The 21,183-nt window shown below is 53.7% G+C and carries 19 protein-coding genes; 9 read left to right on the top strand and 10 right to left on the bottom strand.

Annotation, left to right across the window (positions count from 1 at the left end; all coding sequences use genetic code 11):
• Window positions 1–9: 9 nt before the first annotated feature.
• The 3 genes from GA0071314_RS09810 to GA0071314_RS09800 all read right to left on the bottom strand — a co-directional run bounded on the left by GA0071314_RS09810 (window position 10) and on the right by GA0071314_RS09800 (window position 2,574).
• On the bottom strand, window positions 10–291 hold the full coding sequence (locus GA0071314_RS09810; protein ID WP_074396468.1) for a hypothetical protein: 282 nt from the start codon (window positions 289–291) through the stop codon (window positions 10–12).
• A 99-nt stretch (window positions 292–390) separates the two neighbouring features.
• Window positions 391–1,572 (bottom strand): 1-acyl-sn-glycerol-3-phosphate acyltransferase, encoded by a 1,182-nt coding sequence (locus GA0071314_RS09805; protein ID WP_074396467.1) that lies wholly within the window; start codon window positions 1,570–1,572, stop codon window positions 391–393.
• Window positions 1,573–1,644: 72 nt separating this feature from the next.
• Window positions 1,645–2,574, bottom strand: coding sequence for a recombination-associated protein RdgC (locus tag GA0071314_RS09800; protein ID WP_074396466.1), 930 nt, complete (start codon window positions 2,572–2,574; stop codon window positions 1,645–1,647).
• 180 nt (window positions 2,575–2,754) lie between these two features.
• On the opposite strand from GA0071314_RS09800, the gene GA0071314_RS09795 reads away from it, so the two are divergent.
• The 8 genes from GA0071314_RS09795 (at window position 2,755) to GA0071314_RS09760 (ending at window position 13,686) form a co-directional block, all read left to right on the top strand.
• Window positions 2,755–3,192: an acyl-CoA thioesterase gene (locus GA0071314_RS09795; protein WP_074398500.1), complete on the top strand. Its 438-nt coding sequence runs from the start codon at window positions 2,755–2,757 to the stop codon at window positions 3,190–3,192.
• Window positions 3,193–3,344: 152 nt separating this feature from the next.
• Window positions 3,345–6,035, top strand: a complete 2,691-nt coding sequence (gene gyrA, locus GA0071314_RS09790) for a DNA gyrase subunit A (protein ID WP_074396465.1) — start codon at window positions 3,345–3,347, stop codon at window positions 6,033–6,035.
• Window positions 6,019–7,122, top strand: coding sequence for a 3-phosphoserine/phosphohydroxythreonine transaminase (gene serC / locus GA0071314_RS09785; RefSeq protein WP_074396464.1), 1,104 nt, complete (start codon window positions 6,019–6,021; stop codon window positions 7,120–7,122). The genes gyrA and serC overlap by 17 nt, the downstream gene beginning before the upstream one ends.
• 5 nt (window positions 7,123–7,127) lie before the next feature.
• Entirely contained in the window at window positions 7,128–8,219 is a 1,092-nt protein-coding gene (gene pheA / locus GA0071314_RS09780) for a prephenate dehydratase (protein ID WP_074396463.1), read from the top strand.
• A 17-nt stretch (window positions 8,220–8,236) separates the two neighbouring features.
• Window positions 8,237–10,489: a bifunctional prephenate dehydrogenase/3-phosphoshikimate 1-carboxyvinyltransferase gene (locus tag GA0071314_RS09775; protein WP_231896437.1), complete on the top strand. Its 2,253-nt coding sequence runs from the start codon at window positions 8,237–8,239 to the stop codon at window positions 10,487–10,489.
• On the top strand, window positions 10,486–11,175 hold the full coding sequence (cmk, locus tag GA0071314_RS09770) for a (d)CMP kinase (protein ID WP_074396461.1): 690 nt from the start codon (window positions 10,486–10,488) through the stop codon (window positions 11,173–11,175). Before GA0071314_RS09775 ends, cmk begins: the two co-directional genes overlap by 4 nt.
• A gap of 184 nt (window positions 11,176–11,359) precedes the next feature.
• The gene (rpsA, locus tag GA0071314_RS09765) at window positions 11,360–13,036 is read left to right on the top strand and encodes a 30S ribosomal protein S1 (protein ID WP_074396460.1); all 1,677 of its coding nucleotides are present in this window, start codon (window positions 11,360–11,362) and stop codon (window positions 13,034–13,036) included.
• 275 nt (window positions 13,037–13,311) lie between these two features.
• Window positions 13,312–13,686, top strand: coding sequence for a histone-like nucleoid-structuring protein, MvaT/MvaU family (locus tag GA0071314_RS09760; protein ID WP_074396459.1), 375 nt, complete (start codon window positions 13,312–13,314; stop codon window positions 13,684–13,686).
• Between the two features lie 72 nt (window positions 13,687–13,758).
• Here the strand turns inward: GA0071314_RS09760 and GA0071314_RS09755 are convergent, their stop codons facing one another.
• Window positions 13,759–14,589: a helix-turn-helix domain-containing protein gene (locus GA0071314_RS09755; RefSeq protein WP_074396458.1), complete on the bottom strand. Its 831-nt coding sequence runs from the start codon at window positions 14,587–14,589 to the stop codon at window positions 13,759–13,761.
• A 357-nt stretch (window positions 14,590–14,946) separates the two neighbouring features.
• On the opposite strand from GA0071314_RS09755, the gene GA0071314_RS09750 reads away from it, so the two are divergent.
• Window positions 14,947–15,273: a hypothetical protein gene (locus tag GA0071314_RS09750; RefSeq protein ID WP_074396457.1), complete on the top strand. Its 327-nt coding sequence runs from the start codon at window positions 14,947–14,949 to the stop codon at window positions 15,271–15,273.
• A gap of 16 nt (window positions 15,274–15,289) precedes the next feature.
• Here the strand turns inward: GA0071314_RS09750 and GA0071314_RS09745 are convergent, their stop codons facing one another.
• The 6 genes from GA0071314_RS09745 to pilB form a co-directional block, all read right to left on the bottom strand.
• Window positions 15,290–16,168, bottom strand: coding sequence for a DNA replication terminus site-binding protein (locus GA0071314_RS09745; protein WP_074396456.1), 879 nt, complete (start codon window positions 16,166–16,168; stop codon window positions 15,290–15,292).
• A gap of 51 nt (window positions 16,169–16,219) precedes the next feature.
• Complete coding sequence (gene yacG / locus GA0071314_RS09740) at window positions 16,220–16,453, bottom strand: DNA gyrase inhibitor YacG (protein ID WP_074396455.1); 234 nt, start codon at window positions 16,451–16,453, stop codon at window positions 16,220–16,222.
• 63 nt (window positions 16,454–16,516) lie between these two features.
• Window positions 16,517–17,119: a dephospho-CoA kinase gene (gene coaE / locus GA0071314_RS09735; RefSeq protein ID WP_074396454.1), complete on the bottom strand. Its 603-nt coding sequence runs from the start codon at window positions 17,117–17,119 to the stop codon at window positions 16,517–16,519.
• Window positions 17,120–17,159: 40 nt separating this feature from the next.
• Complete coding sequence (locus tag GA0071314_RS09730) at window positions 17,160–18,005, bottom strand: prepilin peptidase (RefSeq protein ID WP_074396453.1); 846 nt, start codon at window positions 18,003–18,005, stop codon at window positions 17,160–17,162.
• 21 nt (window positions 18,006–18,026) lie between these two features.
• Entirely contained in the window at window positions 18,027–19,259 is a 1,233-nt protein-coding gene (locus GA0071314_RS09725) for a type II secretion system F family protein (protein ID WP_074396452.1), read from the bottom strand.
• A gap of 3 nt (window positions 19,260–19,262) precedes the next feature.
• Window positions 19,263–21,017, bottom strand: a complete 1,755-nt coding sequence (gene pilB / locus GA0071314_RS09720; protein ID WP_074396451.1) for a type IV-A pilus assembly ATPase PilB — start codon at window positions 21,015–21,017, stop codon at window positions 19,263–19,265.
• Window positions 21,018–21,183 lie beyond the last annotated feature (166 nt).

Raw genomic sequence — 21,183 nt, 5'->3', positions numbered from 1 at the left:
CAGTGCGCGCTAGTAAAGCGCCTGCTCCTCTTGGACCACTTCGCGCAAAAGCTCCAGAAACAGCTTATCCGCCTCTGAGTGCTCAGCCGGGTCTTCGGGGATATGCACGCTAGTGGTATCGGATATTTGGTTGGCAATTTGCGCCATAACGGCTGGACTGCTGCCTTCGCTAAGCTGTTCGCGGGCAATGACCAGCGACTGTTCAAGAATTTTGGGATCTTGCAGCAGCTTGCGAATAAAACCACGTAGCTCATTAATGATGCGCGTTTTCTGAATTTCTGAAGCGGACATGGGATTCTCCTTAAGATCGCGACGTGCTGAGCGTCAGCCGAGACCACTAAATGCTTTGACCATAGCATTTTTTCCGCCAGCGAGCATGGGCGGGTGTGCTCAACTCGTTAAGCGCCCCGCTTTGTGTTTTACCGGGTTGGCGTATTGCGCCAACCAGTATGGGCGTAGCTGTTCAGGGACGTTGGCCAGCCGTGCATTGAAGCGCTCCCGGTCGTCACGGGTAATGGCACGCCGGGCCACCAGCTCTGGCGCATCACCCAGTGCTTCAAGCGCCAGATAATGACTGGGAAACAGCCGGTAGCCGCCAATTACCTGTCGGTCTATGTCAGCGGCGACCTCGTCAGGAGTGGCCATGTCGGCGCCAACCGGCGAGCCAAAGCGCAGTTGAACACGCCCCTTGGTGCCGGTAATGCCGGCGACAATGGAGCGAATATCTTCGAATTCGCTTTTCGCGTAGCTGCCTTTGGTGTCGATATCGTAAAGCTCTTGGGCTTTTTGCAGATCGCAGGGGTCGTACTCGTAGCTGATTGAGACCGGCACGAGCTTAAGCTCGGCAATCGCTTCGCCGAACAGTACGTCACGGTTGCTGGTGCGGCTGGCGATAGTCAGCATCTTGATAATGGCAGGGTCAGTCCGGTCAATACCGTTTTTGGCTCGACCTTCCCGCTGTGCCATCCAAATCGAGTGCTGATCCTCGGTGATCGAGTGACGGATATAGGCTGAGAGTTGCTGATAAGCGGCCAGCATGGCCCGCTTTCCACGTACGCTGCGGGGTACAATGAAGCTTTTGTTCAGCCGCATTAGATCGGTGACATAAGGCTTTTTCAATAAGTTGTCGCCAATCGCAATGCGCACGGTATCCCGGTTTGCTTGATAGAGGGCGTAGTTGACGAAGGCTGGGTCAAGCGAAATATCCCGGTGATTACCTATAAATAAATAGGCGCTATCAGCGTCGAGCTTATCTAACCCCTCGACCTCAAAGGCATCAGTGGTCGTGCGAATCATGCGCACCATGTAACTTGCGATGCGCATCTGAAATTCGCGCACGCTAGTGACGTCCTTAACCTCCCGGCGCACCGCGTGGCTGGCAATGGCTCGTGCCAGCGGTGGAGCCCAACGGGCTAAGCGGGGCAGCCGGAAGCGGGTAAGCGCATCAAGCAGCTCGTTATCCCGTGAAAGCTTGGCAAGCACGTTGGCTACTTCATGATCCATGTAAGGGCGAATATCCGCCCAAGGGTCTGATGTCGTCGAGGTAGTTGAAGCGTTATTGTGATGTGTCATGCGATCCGTAGGATTTCAATAATAAAATCAATTGTGTGGGCAGCAGAAAGTCGAAACTGTCAGACAGAGTGCTCAAGGGGCTGAAGGTTCCCGTTGTGTCTCACCGCCAAGCCATTCCATCAAGCGAGCGATATCCTCAGACAGGGCGTTCGCCATCAAAATAAAGTCGGTTTCTAACCGGGCCAACGCATCGTCGCCATCATCGGTTTGGTCGGCCTCTTCTATTAGTGCGTCGCCAAAACGCAGCGACTTAAGCGCTAAGTCCTCGTGTAATACCAAGCTTAGGCGACCTTCGATATGTAGAGCGAGTTTACTCGCTTGGCGCCCACTCTCTAATAGCTGTTGGATTTCGTCGCTGTCCAGGTCAACCTGCCGCGCGCGGAGCACGCCATCGTCGCCTTTGGCTTTTAATTCTACCTGATAGCCAAGCTGAAGGTCGGCGGGGCGGCTTGTGGGGTCACCTAGCCAAGTGGTCATGGCACGCATGGGCAGCGTCTGAGAAGCTAACGGTGTAACGCTCAAGGTGCCCAGGGATTCGCGTAGCAGGTCTAGAATATCTTCCGCCCGTGTGCGCGAGCTGGCATTAATGCCGATGAGTTGGCGGCCCGTATCCCACCATAAATCAATTTTTTGGCTGCGAACAAAGGCGCGAGGCAGCAGGTCTTCAGTGACTTGTTCTTTAAGAGCGGTTTTCTCTTTGCGGGTTACTTTGCGGCCTTCGCTTGCTTCAATATTGGCCACCTGCTCGTCGACTTCCTCTTTAACGACAGAAGCGGGTAACAAGCGTTCTTGGCGTAGCGCCGACAGCAGACGATGGCCTTGGATTTCATGTAGCCGCTGACCACTACCGAGCCGCCCGGCAGGTGCCGTCCAACCAAGACGCCGCGCATCGGCATTACCTAAGGGCGCCGCCGCGTGCGCATCCAGCGCGTCGCTCAGGGCCGATTGGTCTAGCGCCGGGGCGCTATGTACGCGATATAAGTGCAGGTGTTTGAACCACATGTCGCCTGTCCTGTTTAAAAGGTGGCACATTATGTCGAAAGCAGCGCTTTCCTACCAGCACCGTCACCAAGAGGTTGAATGTTGCGAGTGTTTCAAACTTATGTTTGATTGGGGATGGCGCTGGCTCAGTTAAGTTGGTTAGCGGTCATTATCAATAACGTATACACCCTGGGAGTATTTATGTCGGCTGACTTAGTATCGCGTATTCATCTCCGTGTACGTGGGTATCATTTGGATGGCTATGGGCACGTTAACAATGCGCGTTACTTGGAATTTATGGAAGAAGGGCGCTGGGCGTTTTTCGATGCACATCCCGCGCTCATGAAAGAATTGCACGATGCCGGTCGGGCATTTGTCGTGGTTAATTTGAATATTGATTACCGTGCCGCCGCCGTTCAAGGCGACGACTTGGTGATCATGACGGGGATTGTCGATGTGGGCGAGCGTAGTGCGATATGCCACCACCAGATTCGCCAACAGAATGGCCGTTTAGTGGCCCAAGCGGATCTCACCTTTGTGTTGCTGGACGTGCGGGCCAACAAGGCTAGCGCTATTGACGGCAATGTCCGCCAGACGCTTGAGGCTTTAACAGTAGAGAAGGCGGTATTTGCCGATTGAAACGTCTTGACGATGTGACCGGCTGCCCTTGGTGCCAATGCAGTGGTATGATGGGGCAGTATTTGGGCGCCGCTTTGCCGTGCCTTTAAGGCCGTTTTTATAAGCGCTTTCAACTCTCGCAGTGCCAATGCAGTGCAAAGGATCTGACTTTCATGGGTGACATCGCCAGAGAAATCTTGCCCGTCAATATTGAAGACGAGCTCAAACAGTCGTATCTCGACTATGCGATGAGTGTCATTATCGGCCGCGCGCTACCTGATGTGCGTGACGGCCTGAAGCCTGTTCATCGGCGTGTGCTGTTTGCCATGCATGAGCTGAGCAATGACTGGAATAAACCGTATAAGAAGTCGGCGCGTGTCGTCGGTGACGTTATCGGTAAATACCACCCGCACGGCGATAGTGCGGTCTATGACACCATCGTTCGCATGGCGCAGCATTTCTCAATGCGCCACGTGCTGGTCGACGGCCAGGGTAACTTCGGTTCGATCGATGGCGATAATGCAGCGGCCATGCGTTATACCGAAGTGCGTATGTCGCGCCTGGCCCATGAGCTGCTCGCCGATCTTGAAAAAGATACCGTCGACTGGGTAGACAATTACGACGGTACCGAGCGTATTCCTGAGGTGCTGCCCACAAAAGTTCCCAATCTGTTGATTAATGGGTCATCGGGTATCGCTGTGGGCATGGCCACCAACATCCCGCCGCATAATATGCGCGAGGTGATTGATGGCTGCCTGGCTCTGATTGATGACTATACGCTGTCGGTGGATGATTTGATGGAGTATATCCCCGGCCCGGATTTCCCCACAGGCGCTATTATCAATGGCCGCGCGGGTATTCTGTCAGCTTATCGTACCGGGCGGGGACGCATTTATGTGCGCGCTTGCCACACCATCGAGCACCACGATAAAACCGGCCGCGATCACATCATCATTACCGAACTGCCTTATCAGGTAAACAAGGCGCGTTTGATCGAAAAGATCGCCGAATTGGTCAAAGAGAAGAAGATAGAGGGCATCGCCGAACTGCGCGATGAGTCCGATAAAGACGGGCTGCGCGTGGTTATTGAAATTAAACGCGGCGAGTCCGGCGACGTCGTGGTGAATAACCTCTTCGCTCAAACACAGCTACAAAACGTCTTTGGTATCAACATGGTGGCCCTCGAAAATGGCCAGCCTCGCACGTTGAACCTGAAAGAAATGCTCGAAGCGTTTATCCGCCACCGGCGCGAAGTGGTGACTCGGCGTACGCTGTTTGAACTGAAAAAAGCCCGTGAGCGTGGTCATATCTTGGAAGGTTTGGCCGTCGCCATCTCCAATATTGATCAAGTCATTGAGCTCATCAAAGCCTCGCCCAATGCGGCAGAAGCGCGTGAGAAGCTGCTCGCCAAGACATGGCAGCCCGGCCAAGTGACCGCCATGCTGGAGAGAGCCGGTGCAACGTCGTGCAAGCCAGAAGAGCTTGAAGAAGGCTTTGGCCTAAACCCCAGCGCTACTGAGTACCGGTTGTCGCCAGCGCAGGCTCAGGCGATCCTGGAGCTTCGCTTGCATCGTCTTACCGGCCTTGAAACCGAGAAGCTGCTTGATGAATATCTCTCCATCTTGGAAAAAATAGCCGAGTTGACAGAGATTCTTGCCTCGCCAGACCGTCTGATGGAAGTGATTCGTGAAGAGCTGCACGCGGTGCGTGATCAGTTCGGCAACGACCGTCGCACCGAAATCCAGGCCAGCCATCTCGACCTGTCGATGGAAGACCTGATTGCCGAAGAAGACATGGTGGTCACCGTCTCCCGCTCGGGCTATGCCAAGACCCAGCCGCTTTCCGACTACCAGGCCCAGCGTCGCGGTGGCCGCGGCAAGTCCGCCACGGCCATGAAAGACGAAGACGTCATCGAGCACCTGCTGGTGGCGTCGACCCACGATACGGTGCTGCTGTTCTCCAACCGCGGCAAGGTGTACTGGCTGAAAGTCTACGAAATGCCCAACGCCAGCCGCGGCTCGCGTGGCAAGCCGCTGGTCAATATGCTGCCGCTCGAGGAAGGCGAGGCGGTCAACGCGATCCTGCCGGTGCGCGATTACGATCCCGATCACTACATCTTCTTTGCCACCGCGCAGGGGACGGTCAAGCGCACCAGTCTCGAACAGTTCTCGCGTCCGCGCAGCGTGGGCCTGATTGCGATCGACCTTGAAGAGGGCGATCGTCTGGTGGGCGCCGCAATTACCTCGGGGTCTGATCATGCGATGCTGCTGTCGTCCAACGGCAAGGCGATCCGCTTCGAGGAAGGTAACGTGCGTGCCATGGGCCGTACGGCCCGCGGTGTGCGTGGGATGCGTCTGACGGATAACGCTGAAGTGATCAGCCTGATCATCCCCAAGACGCAGCAGATCGACGGCGAAGACGACGCCACCGACGGCGATGTCGAAAGCCCGTCCGATGGCGGCAATATCTACATTCTCACCGCCAGTGAAAACGGTTATGGCAAGCGCACCCGGCTGGAAGCGTTCCCGCTGCGCGGCCGCGGTGGCCAGGGCGTGATCGCCATGCAGACCAGCGAGCGTAATGGTTCGCTGGTGGCCGCCATGCAGATCTACGACAGCGACGAAATGATGCTGATTACCGATCGCGGCACGTTGGTCCGCACGCGGGTGGAAGAAGTCTCGATCACATCGCGCAATACCCAGGGGGTCATGCTGATCCGCCTCGGTAAAGAAGAGAAGCTGGTCAAGACCGTGCGCGTCGATGAGCCGGAAGAGGCAGAGTTTGAAGCGCTCGAAGAGGCGGAGACAGACGACGCCAATGATAATGACGCACAGGATGACGGAGCCGATGACACGTCGTTATAATTTTTGCGCGGGACCGGCGGCACTGCCTGAGGCGGTGTTGGCGCGGGCCCGTGATGAACTGCTCGATTACCAGGGGCGTGGTTTATCGGTGATGGAGATGAGTCACCGTAGCGACGAGTTTGTTGCGATTGCCGAACGAGCTGAAGCCGATTTGCGCCAGTTGCTGGATATTCCCAGCAACTATAAAGTGCTGTTTCTGCAAGGCGGCGCCAGTCTGCAGTTCGCAATGCTGCCAATGAATCTATTGGGGCCAGGAGGCTGTGGCAACTTTATACAAACCGGTATTTGGGGTAAAAAAGCGCTCAACGAGGCCAAGCGGCTCGGCTTCGATTGTCATGTGGCCGCCAGTAGCGAGGCCAGCGGCCATACCGCCGTGCCAGCGGCCCAGTCGCTGAATGTAAGCCATGATGCGGCGTACCTTCACTATACCGCTAATGAAACGATTGGCGGCCTTGAGTTTGATTACACCCCAAGGGTGCAGCGCAGTGATGGCAGCGCTGTTCCGCTGGTGTGTGATATGTCCTCTAGCATTCTTTCCGGGCCGCTGGATGTCAGTGAGTTCGGCGTGATTTATGCGGGCGCGCAGAAAAACATTGGCCCGGCAGGGTTAACGCTAGTCTTGGTGCGTGATGATTTATTGGGTAAGGCTAAGCCCACCATTCCTTCGCTGTTCGACTATCAGCTTCTCGCCGAAGCGGGGTCTATGGTCAATACACCGCCTACCTATGCTTGGTATTTGGCGGGGTTGGTTTTCCAGTGGCTTAAAGAAGACGTTGGTGGCCTTAAAGCGATGGATGCGATTAACCAACGCAAAGCCCAAAAGCTTTATGCTGCTATCGACGCCAGTGATTTGTATAGCAACCCGATTGCGGTTCATAACCGTTCACGCATGAACGTGCCCTTCGTTTTGGCGGACGCTAAACTGGATCAGCTGTTTTTAAAAGAGGCAGATGAGGCCGGGCTACTGAATCTGAAAGGCCATCGCAGCGTTGGCGGCATGCGCGCCAGCCTATATAACGCCGTGCCCGAGGAAGCCGTGGACGCATTGATTGCCTTCATGGCAGATTTCGAACAACGAAGGGGCTAATCACCATGTCCGATACGCCGATCAATCTGGACGCGTTGCGCCAGCGTATTGACCAGCTGGATGACGATATCCTGCGTTTGATTAGTGAGCGTGCCGACTGCGCTCAGCAGGTCGCGCATGTCAAGCTTGCCGAGGACGAAGGTGCGGTGTTTTATCGCCCTGAGCGCGAAGCCCAGGTGCTGCGCCGCATTATGTCTTTGAACAAAGGCCCGCTTGATTCTGAAGAAATGGCGCGGCTGTTCCGCGAGATTATGTCGGCCTGCCTGGCACTGGAAAAGCCCATCAAGGTGTCGTATCTGGGGCCTGAAGGCACCTTCACTCAGCAGGCGGCGTTAAAGCACTTTGGTGAAAGTGCCGTTAGTCTCCCCATGGCTGCTATCGATGAAGTATTTCGTGAGGTAGAAGCCGGTGCTGTTAACTACGGTGTCGTGCCTGTTGAGAACTCCACCGAAGGCGTAGTGAACCACACCCTTGATACCTTTATGGAATCTTCCATTCGGATTTGCGGTGAAGTGGTGTTGCGTATTCATCACCACTTGTTGGTTAGTGAAACCACCCGCCGCGATAAAGTCTCGCGTATATACTCTCACCCCCAGTCCTTTGCCCAGTGCCGCAAGTGGCTTGACGCGCACTTTCCACACGCTGAGCGAGTGCCGGTTTCCTCCAATGCCGAAGCGGCAAAACTGGTGAAAACCGAATGGCACAGCGCGGCGATTGCCGGTGATATGGCGGCAAAACTGTATAACTTGGAGCCCGTGGCAGAAAAAATCGAAGACCGTCCGGATAACTCCACACGGTTTTTAATTATCGGCAACCAAGATATTCCCATGTCGGGAGAGGATAAAACGTCGATTGTGGTTGCTATGCGCAACCAGCCAGGCGCGCTTCATGATCTGCTTGAGCCGTTTCATCGCCATCAAATTGATATGACCCGCCTGGAGACGCGTCCGTCGCGTACCGGCGCGTGGAACTATGTCTTTTTTATCGACTTTAAAGGTCATCGCGACGAGCCCCGTGTCGCGGCCGTATTGGAAGAAGTCCAACTCCGTGCCGCTGAGTTGCGCGTGCTGGGCTCCTACCCCCAGGGCGTATTGTGACGCCAGGGGATAATGGGGTGACTGGCGTTAATGAATCGCGAGTATTGATCGTTGGTCTTGGGTTGATAGGTGGCTCACTGGCAGCGGCACTGCGTTCGGCTGGTTTTGAGAGTCAGATAGTCGGCTGCGACCCCAATCCAGATGAAATTGCGCGTGGCGTCGAGATGGGGATAATTGACAGCGGTGGAACCGAGCTTGGCGATCAAGTGGTTGATGCATCATTGATCGTGCTGGCTGTACCGGTGCTGGCAATGGAAACGGTCATGAAAGCGCTTGCCAGTGCTTTACCGCGCGCCGGCGAAAATGTAGTCATTACCGATGTGGGTAGCACCAAGGCGACGATTCGGGCCTGTGCTGAGCGTGTGTTCGGCCGCGTGCCCACTAACATGGTATTGGGTCACCCCATTGCAGGCTCGGAAAAGAGCGGCGTCTTGGCGGCCGACCCAGGCCTCTATCGTCACCATAAAGTGATTTTGACTCCCGAGCCCGATGTTGACCCGGCCGCGTTAGCGCGTGTGCGAACGCTTTGGAAAGCCTGCGGGGCTGAAGTGCTTGAGATGAGCGTTGAGCACCACGACCATGTATTGGCACGCACTAGCCATTTGCCGCACCTGTTGGCTTTTTCATTGGTCGATACGCTGGCACGTCAGGATGATCGGCTGGATATTTTCCGTTATGCCGCCGGTGGCTTTCGTGATTTTACCCGTATTGCCGGTAGCGACCCGGTGATGTGGCGAGATATTTTTATTGCCAATCGCCAGGCAGTGCTAACGTCCTTGGACGAGTTTGAAGCAGGCCTCGCTCGGCTGCGGGATGCCGTTGAGCGTGGCGATAGTGATGCCCTGATCGCGACATTTGATCGGGCCAGTCACGCACGCCATTATTTTGATACGTTATTGAATAAAACCACTTACCAGGCGGAATATCATATGCAACCACAAGGTAAGGTGACTTACCGGGTGCGGCCAGGCGGTCAGGCGCAAGGTCGCCTACGTGTACCCGGTGACAAATCCATGTCGCACCGCTCCATTATGCTTGGCGCGCTTGCTGAGGGTGTCACTGATGTCACGGGGTTTCTAGAGGGTGAAGATAGCCTCGCGACTCTTCAAGCGTTTCGGGAAATGGGCGTGGCCATTGAGGGCCCTCACCAGGGACGCGTTACTATCCATGGCGTTGGTATGCAGGGGCTAAAAGCGCCTTCCGGGCCGCTTTATGTAGGCAACTCAGGCACGGCGATGCGTTTGTTTGCGGGTTTATTGGCTGGTCAGGCCTTTAATACCGAACTGACAGGCGATGAGTCGTTGAACAAGCGCCCGATGGCACGCGTTGCCGACCCGCTGCGATTGATGGGGGCAACGATCGATACCGCAGAAGGCGGACGGCCGCCCTTGAAGATTACCGGCGGCGCCGTTCTGAAGGGCATTTATTACGATATGCCCATGGCCAGTGCCCAGGTGAAGTCCTGCTTATTATTAGCTGGATTATACGCCGAGGGTGAAACCCGCGTTCGAGAACCCGCGCCTACTCGCGACCACACTGAGCGCATGCTTAATGGCTTTGGCTATGCAGTATCGCGCGAAGGCGACACCTGCTGGCTGCAGGGCGGCGGTAAGCTGACAGCAGGCCCGATTGATGTGCCGTCGGATATTTCATCGGCGACATTCTTCTTGGTCGCTGCTGCTATTACGCCGGGGTCTGACATAACGCTTGAGCACGTCGGCATTAACCCGACCCGCATTGGTGTGATCAATATTCTCACCTTAATGGGTGCAAACTTAGCGCTTGAAAACCAGCGCGAAGTGGGGGGTGAGCCCGTTGCGGATATTCGCATTCGCTACTCGCCCCTCACCGGCATTGATATCCCCGTAGACCAAGTGCCACTAGCGATTGACGAATTTCCTGCGTTGTTTATTGCCGCCGCGAATGCCACAGGCACCACCCGGCTGCGCGGAGCAGAAGAGTTACGGGTTAAAGAGTCTGACCGCATCCAGGCAATGGCCGATGGACTCACTATTTTGGGCGTTGAAAACACAGTGGTTGCTGACGGCATCGATATCATTGGCAATGGCAATGATCAAACACCCAGTTACGGCGGTGGTCGGATCAATAGCCTTGGTGATCACCGTATCGCGATGGCCTTTGCCATTGCGGCGCTACGGGCAAGTGACGATATCGTGATCGACGACTGCGCTAATGTCGCCACCTCGTTCCCTGATTTTGTCCCTCTGGCCACACGCGTGGGCATGACGCTTTCAGCGGAGGGCGTATGACCGAGCAGTTCCCTGTGTTGACGATTGATGGTCCCGGTGGTGCGGGTAAAGGCACCATTAGCGGGCTGGTGGCTGACCGTTTGAAATGGCATCTATTAGATAGTGGTGCTCTGTATCGCTTAACCGCGCAGGCGGCTGTTAAGCATCAGGTTGCGCTTGATGATGAAGATGCCCTGGCAACATTGGCGCAATCACTGGATGTCGCCTTTCCAGTTGATGATGGTCAGGCGCGGACGCTTTTGGAAGGAGAGGATGTTAGCCGCGTGATTCGTACTGAAGAGGCTGGTGAGCGCGCCTCTCAGGTGGCCGCGCTGCCCAAAGTTCGTCAGGCGCTATTGCAACGCCAGCGCAACTTTTGCCAAGCACCTGGACTAGTGGCGGATGGCCGCGATATGGGAACGATCGTTTTTCCTAACGCTTCCTTAAAAATATTCTTGACTGCATCGGCCTCCGAGCGGGCCCGCCGTCGCCATCAGCAGTTGCAGGAAGCGGGCGTGGATGCTAGTCTTTCGAGTCTTCTAAAGGAGATTCAGGCGCGCGATGCACGCGATATGCAGCGCAACGTGGCTCCACTCAAGCCGGCAGATGATGCCATTACGCTTGATACCACGTGCCTGAGCATACCGGAAGTGGTTGATCAATTGACCGAGTTGCTTTCCCAGCATGGCTTAGCATCCGGCATTTGACTCTCCCTTGCGGCGTTTTTGGATAGGTGTCACGACATGGCAGGGCGCAATACTCACATCGGTGAGCCCGGTCAGGTCTAACCAGCGCTAACACCCCCAAAAGCAGAGTGACATTAGGCCCGTACTCGCTGGTGGTACGGAGAAGGCATTTATGCCTCAACAACGTTGATCACGTAGGAACACCATGAGCGAAAGCTTTGCTGAACTGTTTGAACAGTCTCTTAACGACATTAACATGGAGCCGGGCGCTATCGTTGCGGCCCAAGTTGTCGATATTGACGGTGACTGGGTTACCGTTAACGCCGGTCTAAAATCGGAAGGTCAGATTCCCGCGTCTCAGTTCCGTGACGAGAATGGCGAACTGAACATTGCCATCGGTGACGATGTGCACGTTGCACTTGAAGCTGTTGAAGATGGCTTCGGTGAAACGCGTCTGTCCCGTGAAAAAGCCAAGCGCGCAGAAGCTTGGAAGATTCTGGAAGCCGCCTTCGAGAAAGATGAAGTTGTCAAAGGCGTGATCAACGGTAAGGTCAAAGGCGGCTTCACTGTCGACGTCGACTCTATCCGTGCCTTCTTGCCAGGCTCTCTGGTTGACGTTCGTCCGGTTCGCGATACCGCGCACCTGGAAAATAAAGAGTTGGACTTTAAAGTCATTAAACTCGATCCGAAGCGCAATAACGTCGTGGTTTCACGCCGTGCGGTTCTGGAAGCAGAAAATAGCGCTGAACGTGAAGCGCTGCTGGCAACACTCCAGGAAGGCCAGCAAATCAAAGGTATCGTTAAGAACCTGACCGATTACGGTGCCTTCGTTGATCTGGGCGGTGTTGATGGCTTGCTGCACATCACTGATATGGCGTGGAAGCGTATCAAGCATCCGTCTGAAATCGTGGCCGTAGGCGACGAAGTCAACGTGAAAGTGCTTAAGTTTGACCGTGAGCGCAACCGCGTTTCGCTGGGTCTTAAGCAGTTGGGCGAAGATCCGTGGGTTAACATTAAAGACCGTTACCCAGAAGGTACCAAAGTGCACGCAGTGGTCACTAATCTGACCGACTACGGCTGCTTTGCTGAACTGGAAGAAGGCGTTGAAGGTTTGGTTCACGTTTCTGAAATGGATTGGACCAACAAAAACATTCATCCGTCCAAAGTAGTGCAAGTGGGCGATGATGTTGACGTCATGGTATTGGATATCGACGAAGAGCGTCGTCGTATTTCTCTGGGTATTAAGCAGTGCACTGCGAACCCGTGGGAAACGTTCAATGCCGAGTACAACAAAGGCGACCGTGTATCAGGTACCATCAAGTCAATCACTGACTTCGGTATCTTTATCGGCCTGGAAGGCGGTATCGACGGGCTGGTTCACCTGTCGGATATTTCCTGGACAGATACTGGCGAAGAAGCGGTTCGTAACTTCAAGAAAGGCGACGAAGCTGAAGCGGTTATTCTGTCTATCGACCCTGAGCGCGAGCGTATCTCCTTAGGTATTAAGCAAATGGATTCCGATCCGGTTGCCGAGTACCTGTCGGTTAACGACAAAGGCAGTATCGTCACGGGCCGTGTAGTTGAAGTGGATGCTAAAGAAGCTCATGTCGAGCTGGCCACTGATGTGGTAGCCGTCCTTAAGGCATCTGAAATCGCCGCTGATCGCGTTGAAGATGCACGTAACGTGCTCAACGAAGGTGACAGTGTTGAAGCGCGCATTGTAAGCGTTGACCGTAAGAGTCGTCAGATTAATCTTTCAGTAAAAGCGAAAGAGCAAGACGACACGCGTCAGAACCTTAAGAAAATACGTGAGCAAGAGCCGGAAACAGGTGGTGCCACCACTATCGGTGACTTGATTAAGCAGCAGATGGGTCAAGACTAATGACGCATTAGTCATGGCTTTGTAAGAGCGCCGCCTTTAAGGCGGCGCTTTTTTGTCTGTGACTTCCTGCCTTCAGTGACTTATTGATAAAGCCTTTTAAAGTTATTCCATGCTAAGTCAATATTTAAAAAATTTTCGTAATTGACTAAAAATGAACTAGACTGTTGTCAGTTGGCTCTTTTGCAGTAATAATGAATACGCATTCTGAACTAATGGATACTGGCAATGTCAGTTCGGTATCTTATCTGGTTTGACCTGATGTTAAAGGATTCCCCATGTCACTACTTAATGAATACATCCAAAAAGAACAGCAACTGAAGCAGCTTCAAGAAGATCTTCAGCGCCTTGAGGGTGATCAGCGGCTCAAAAGCGAGCTAGAGTTCAAGTCAAAGCTTGAAGCGCTAATGAATGAATTTGGTAAGCGGCCAGCCGATGTGGTGGCGTTACTTGATCCTGCCGCTGATCAGCGTGGTGCGAAATCAACTGGCAGCAATGCTGGTCGCCGTAAGCGCCGTTTGAAGATATACAAAAACCCCCATACAGGTGAGGTTATTGAAACGCGTGGCGGTAACCACAAAGGGCTGCGCAGCTGGAAAGACGAACACGGCGATGAGGCCGTTGAGTCCTGGCTCGTCCGCATGGAAGACTAAGTACTAAGCATCTACAAGCCGGCATTTCTATTGAAGTGCCGGTTTATTTATGGCCCTAAATAATCTCTATTTTCAGTGTGTCAGCGGTACCCTTAGCTCCAAATAATCCGGCTGCCAGAGAACCATAGGTGCATCGCCGCTAATATAGACGTTTTTTGGTTTATGCAGAAGCTCTAGCAGCGTGTTGGTTAATGCGCGTGAAAGCTGTGAAAATTCATGAAAGTAGGTGCTTGCATAATAGCGCGTTGCAATATTTACGCGGCGATAGGGCGCTGGTAATGGAATGCTTTTTATATTATGAAGCGTTTCCAGATAAAGTCCGATATCAGTGCGTACTGGATGTGATGTTTGATCGCTGAGTGCGTCTATTTTCTCGCTTAGCAGATCGGGCAGCGAGACGACCGGTGTGGAGTCAGCCAAACGTGCTTGCAGGCCTTCCAACTGATGGCTATGGTAAGTAGTATCCCCCAGGCCTTGTAGGTGTTCAGGCGACTTATACAGCCGCATTAAAACTGCCTGTCGCGCGGGTGCGCGCTCAATACGTGTCGTAAAGCCGTGAGAGGGTATCTGCTGGTGTAGCACGTAGCGTATAGCCTGACGATAATTTCGCGGGGATAATTGAAAGTGCCGCTGAAAAGCTCGCGAGAAAGATGAGTGATTTTGGTAGCCACAGCTTATCGCTATTTGCGCTATATTACGTGGAGTAAAGGCTAGTAATACTGCAGCTCGTTCCAAACGCCGTTTTTCTCGATAAGCACTCGGCGAGGTGTGGAAGTAATGGCGGAATTGGCGCCGTACTTGAGAAGCTGAATACCCTAGATTTTGAGCAAGATCATCAATGCTTAATGGCTTTTCAAGTGTGTCCTGCAGCCAGATCTCAGCTCGTGTCATTGCGTTGAACATTATCTGGCCTCCCATGCATGAGTATTACGGCCAGATGCCGGATCTGGCTGTAATGTGCACCCTCCCGGTGCGTTGATGTAGCGGGTGTACTTTCGCATTAGGGCAATGTGACGACGGCTTACTTGGCGCCGTGATAGTTACATTGCAGCTTACTATTACAGTGATTGCAAAATGGGCAACGATACGTAAGCTTTTTTTGCTATGTGCACCGATTTATAACGATGCTCTCTTTATGCTAGTAACAGCCGATGAAGGCAAGTTTGCTTTGCCTTTTTACGCGTTTGGGCACAGTTTTTAGGGAAAATAGCCAAATAAACAGGCGAATCCCATAATCGAAAGGGTGTAAATGAAACATCAATGAAATATCAAAAAGTTCATAAACAGTTGGACGAGCGCGATAAGCTTCGCAAATTTCGTGAATTAGATGATGCGTTTGCGCAAGCGCTACGTCAGCTAGAAGACCCTGGCAGCACGATGGATATTCCTACCGGACCGCCTGTTCGCTCTTTGGAAGCGCTTGAGAAAGAAGACGCGGAAAAGAATGCCCATCTACGCGAGGAGCAGTTTCAGCAGCGTTTTGAAGCCCTGCTGACGGAGTACCATATTGCCCCGCATGACCTACGCCTCCTGATAGAGACATTAATAACGGCTGGGCGTTGGACAGACGGACAGGTGCCTGCCTAAAGTCTTCAAGTCGTGGTTATGAGCGGTAACGATAGACTCGCAGGCTGGGTAAAAAAACGTCAGATTCTAGCTTTTCATCGCGTCGAGTTGCACGTGTTCGCGTGGGCTGAGGATGAGAAGGCGGTGCTTTGATATTAGGTAGCCCAGCGCTAGTGCTGGGAACAAATAGGGGCATTGCGACGTTTAACGCTCGCCTGGTATGGCCATCTGCAAGCGGGTGGGTAAAAAATAGATTGGCTCGCATTAGCGGTGCCTGAGGCTGGACTTGGGCGAGCGGCTCACCGCTAGGCAAACCTGCAAGGCGACGCAGTTGCAGCTTTACATGAGGTGCTTCGGCGTCAAGCTGGAGAAGTTTTTGTTCTGCTTCTCGAACGGTGATGCGTTTAATTGACCGCCCGCTTTGGTACCAGGCAAAGCGTACTTTGCTTACCTCCGCATCTGCGATAGGTAACTGACGCCAGCATTGCTTTAAATGCAGCCGAGCTAGGCCTTCTTTACGTAAAACGCTTTTAACTTCTGGGTGCCGTGTTGTTAGGCGTGCTTTGGCGTCACTCAGCGCCTTCGGTGAGGTGTTTTTGATTTTTTGTAAGCCTGTATGAAAAGCCTCTTTCGCCAAATTAACATTGTGAGCAGCGTCGATAAGCGCATCATTGGCAACCACAATGCCTAGGTAATTGCGTGTTTCCCGGCCGTCCTGCCCCGGTTGGTGCCAGACATCAAACATGGCCGTTCTAAACCATTCAGATGAGGTATCGTTTGTCGGCAATAGTGTCCAGGTAAGCGGACGTTGCTCCTCGTAGCGTTTTGCGAGTACTTCCAATGCTGCCATCAGATTGTCAAAACACCGCTCAAGCTCCTGCATAAGTTGGTAGGCAGGGTAGTGTGGTGCCGTCATGGAGCGGTGACTCTTTGATCGTGGAATGCGCTTTGTAAATAAGCTAAAAGGTCAGGAAAGCGGTGCATCGCGATCTGCCTGTGCTAGAAGGGTGTCGATATCCGCTTCGTCCATGGCGTTTTCACCGGCAATCCGATGAGACTCCTCTGCCCAGGCACCCAAGTCGAGCTGTTGGCATCGCTTACTGCAAAATGGACGATAGGGGCTTTCGTCACTCCACGGAACGGCGCGAGTACACTGGGGGCAAGCAACTTCAAATGGGCTGTCGTTAGCGGGTTGAGGCATAATAAATCCGAAGTGATGTAAAACGTATTAGTGAGTGAGAAACGAAAATAGTTGTGAAGCCAATCATGAAGAAAGGTACGCGCGATAGGCTTGATCAAGGCTAGCGACTTGCTGCTTCATATGCGCAATATCGCGACTATTGTCGATGATGTCATCGGCCCTAGCGCAGCGCTCCTCACGCGACATTTGTGCTTTTAGGATAGCACGCACGTTTGCTTCACTGACACCGTCTCGCTTCAGCGTTCTTGATAGCTGCATGTCGGTGGGAATGTCGATCACCAGGGTACGATCCACTAATGCCGCTTGCCCAGACTCGAACAGTAAAGGCGATACCAGCAGCGCGTAAGGTGAAGGTCCCGCTTCGATGTGCCGTAGCGCTGCAATGAGGCGTTCACGAATGAGTGGATGAGTGAGTTGCTCAAGCCATTGGCGTTGCTCTGGTTCTTCAAAAACAATCTCGCGAAGTGTGGCCCGGTTGAGCGAGCCATCTTCGGCGATCACCTCGGGCCCAAACCGGTTAAGGATGTCGGTGAGGGCGGGCTCGCCGGGCGCGACAACTTCACGGGCGACGTCGTCGGCATCGACCCAACCAATGCCGCGTTCGCCAAAGGCGCGGGCGACCGTCGACTTACCCGAACCGATCCCCCCCGTTAAGCCAATAATCATGGTGTTTATACCTGTGACATGTCATTTGTTTGCGTGATGCTTAACTGACGATATTCAAGTACATTGCTAATACCTCGTTGCCAGCAAGCAGCATAATCCAGCCGGCGAGCGCCAAAAAGGGCCCAAACGGTATAGGCGTGCCGCGGGCTTGGGGAGATGATGCTTGATAGACGATGCCCAATATGGCTCCTAAGCCCGCTGAAAATAGCATGACCAGCGGTAGTGATAACCAACCCAGCCAAGCGCCCAATGCGGCTAATAGTTTAAAGTCACCAAAGCCCATGCCCTCTTTGCCGGTAGCAAGTTTGAATAACCAGTAGAAACTCCAAAGACTTAGATAACCGGCCACGGCGCCGATGACAGCATCGGCCAGGAAAGCAGGCTGAAAGAGCCACTGGTAAAGTAACCCGGCCCACAGTAACGGCAACGTTAGAGCGTCAGGTAGCAGCTGCACTCGCCAGTCGATGACCGCCAGCGCAAGCAGCGTTAAGCAGGCACCATAAAGCCATAGGGCTTGCCAACTGAAGCCATAAAGCAAGACAACAGTGATGGCCAGGACACCACCGGCAAACTCAATTAGCGGATACTGTACGCTGATTCTGGCCTGGCAATGCGCGCAGCGCCCGCGTCGCTTAAGCCAGCCGATTAGTGGTAGATTGTCGTGCCAATGAAGAGTGGTTTCACAGCGAGGACACATGGAGCGTGGTTGGGCAAGATTGAATCGCGGCAATGGCTCGTCGCCCAGCGCCAATTGAGCGCGTGCTTCCTGGCGCCATTGCCGCATCAGCATGACGGGCAGTCGAGTGATGACAACGTTAAGAAAACTGCCCAGGCATAACCCCAGTATAAAAATAAGCGGCCAGAACGTTATCGAAAAATACTGCATGACAAGCCTTTGCACTGACCCTTATAGAGCCGAGCCTAAGTTAAAGATGGGTAAGTACATCGACACCACGACACCGCCAACCAAAAGGCCTAGCACCACGATAATAAGCGGTTCCATCAGCGAGGTTAAGGCATCAACCTTGTTGTCGACTTCTTCTTCGTAGTAGTCCGCGACGCGGTTTAGCATGGCATCAAGTGAGCCAGCTTCTTCACCAATACTGACCATTTGTACCGCCAGGGGCGGGAACTGATTGGTCATGCGCATGGCGAAATGTAGCTGTTGGCCGGTGGCGACGTCATGACGTGTCTGGGTGGCTGCGCGCTCGTAAACCCTGTTGCCGGTGGCACCTGACGCCGTATCAAGTCCCTCGACTAATGGCACGCCAGAAGCAAACGTCGTCGCCAGGGTTCTGGCAAAACGGGCGACTGCCGATTTATGCAAAATGTCGCCGACAATGGGCAGGCGCAGTATAACGCTGTGCGCTCGGTAAGCAATGCGCGGAGAGCGCTTAATGGATTGTTTTAGCAGTAATACGCCTGCTAGGACGGCCCCCAGTGCGTGTAGCCAAAATCGCTGGGCAAGGTCGGATAGGTTGACGGTCATTTGCGTCAAGGCGGGTAGCTCCGCGCCAAAGCTGTCAAACATGCTATCGAACTCGGGCACTACCTTAACCAGTAACAGCAAAGTGACCCCTACACCGATAAGCAACACGGCGGAAGGGTACCACAAGGCCTTTTTAACGCGGCTCTTCAGCGATTCGACTTTTTCTTTATAGGTGGCGATTCGGTCAAGCATCTGGTCCAGCGCACCGGCTTGCTCACCTGCTTCTACCAAGTTCACAAACAGCCGATCAAAATATTTAGGATGGCGGCGTAGCGCATCGGAGAAACTGGCACCCGCGGAAATATCGCTCATCATTTGCTGTACCAGCGCCACCATCGCCGGTTTTTTAAGGCTCTCGGCCACCACCTGCAACGCCTGCAAAAGCGGAATGCCGGCGCGAATCATGGTGGCCATTTGACGAGCAAACACCATGATATCTTGCGGATTAATGCGCCCGCGCCCACTGAGGCCGGTTTTTTTGCGTAGTCGACGCACGCTGATCTGTTGATTCGCCAGCTCGCTTGCCACATCCGCCTTGCTGCGGCCAACGATTTCTCCGCTCAGTGTACGATTTTGTGGTCCTGTACCTTCCCATTTCCAACGATAAAGTTGAACGGTCGGCTGGCGTCGAGCGCGGGGCGCCTTGGCCATGATTTACTCCTTGCTGATGCGGTTAACTTCCTCAAGGCTGGTAATCCCTTGCATCACTTTTAAAAGGCCGCTGCGATGCAAGCTAGGATACCCTTCGCGACGAGCCAACTGGTCAATATCGAGGGCATTGGCATCGCGCATAATCAACTGACGCATCGCATCGGTAATGGGGACCACTTCATAAACGCCAACGCGTCCTTTGTAGCCTTGGGTACACTGCTTACAGCCCACCGGACGATAGAGAGTAGCTTGCTGAATTTCCTGTTGATTAAAGCCTTCGCGCCGAAGGGTTTCATGGGGAATATCAGCGGGTGCTTTGCAATGAGGACAAAGCTTGCGCGCCAAACGTTGTGCGATAATTAAGCTGACCGCACTGGCAATATTGAAGGAGGACACCCCCATATTGGATAAGCGAGTCAAGGTCTCGGCTGCCGAGTTGGTATGTACGGTGGACAGAACCAGGTGGCCGGTTTGGGCGGCTTTGACCGAAATCTCAGCGGTTTCTAAATCGCGTATTTCACCCACCATGACCACGTCGGGATCCTGGCGCAAGAATGCCCTTAACGCGCTGGCAAAATCCAGACCTATTTTCGGCAGCACGTTGACCTGGTTAACGCCAGGGACTTTGATTTCTACAGGATCTTCGGCAGTGCAGATATTGCGTTCTACCTGGTTGAGCATATTGATGCCGGTATATAGCGATACGGTTTTACCACTGCCCGTTGGACCCGTCACCAGGATCATCCCTTGTGGCTGTGCTAACGCCCGCTCGTAGTAGCCACGCTGGTCATCAGTGAAACCAAGCTGCTCAATACCCAGTTGTGTGGCGGTAGGGTCTAGAATCCTCAACACCAGCTTTTCGCCATACACGGTGGGCAGAGAGTTAACCCTAAAATCGAGAGAACGGGTGCGTGACAGTTTCAGTTTAATGGCCCCGTCCTGGGGCAGTCGACGTTCGGAAATATCCAGCCGCGCCATGATTTTCAAGCGCGCGGCAATGCGGTTACGCATGGCAAAAGGAGGGCGCGCCACTTCAATTAACATGCCGTCAATCCGGAAGCGAACGCGGTATTGGGTTTCATAGGGCTCAAAGTGGATATCCGACGCGCCTCGGCGAATGGCATCCAACAATAATTTGTTGACGAATTTAACGATCGGCGCATCGTCGCTATTTTGGGGTGCCTCTTCAAGTGGAGCGTCATCCCCCGCGCCCTGAACGACATTTAAAGAGCTGACGGCATCATCGACGTCGTCAAGCTCTTCCAGCATGCTGCGCTCGTTTTGCGTTAGGTATTGATTTAGCGCCGTGGCGAGTTGGTCAACGGGGGCCAGCACCCCTTCAACACTTAGACCGGTGGCAAATTGCAACTCATCCAGTTGGGTGAGTGTTGCGGGGTAGGGGACGGCAACGGTGAGCCGGTGGCCATGACGCGCCAGCGGCAAAACGGTTAAATGTTGCAGCACTTTGACGGGATATTCCGCGGCCGGCGGTAGCGATGATAAACGCACTGCATTGAGATCAATCACCGGCAGCCCGTACTCCCAGCCAGCGGCGACTGCTGCCTGCTTAGAGTCGACTAGGCCGCTATCCACCACGTGTTGTAGCAGTGAAATGTCTAAATCAAAGGCCGTCGCCTCGGCGGTGGCCGCCTGAGCCTCAGTGAGCAAGTCATGCTTGACCAAACGCTGGGCAATACCTCGAAGCCCGCCCCGGGCGGCGGCATGGCTTAAAGTGGACTCGACATTAGATTCGCTCATGCAGGACTCATTAGTGAATAGCGCTGTGGGGTACTTTTACCATACTTGGCCCCGCACGGCAGTAACATGGCTTAAGCCGATAAACTCAAGAAAAGCATATAACGGTCGATAATGTTCATACGTTAGGGTTAATGCGCAGCGTTGATAAATAACAGACTGTAAGTTA

The sequence above is a fragment of the Halomonas sp. HL-93 genome, assembly GCF_900086985.1.
Classification (GTDB): domain Bacteria; phylum Pseudomonadota; class Gammaproteobacteria; order Pseudomonadales; family Halomonadaceae; genus Vreelandella.
This window is presented reverse-complemented; position numbering and strand designations above follow the sequence as displayed.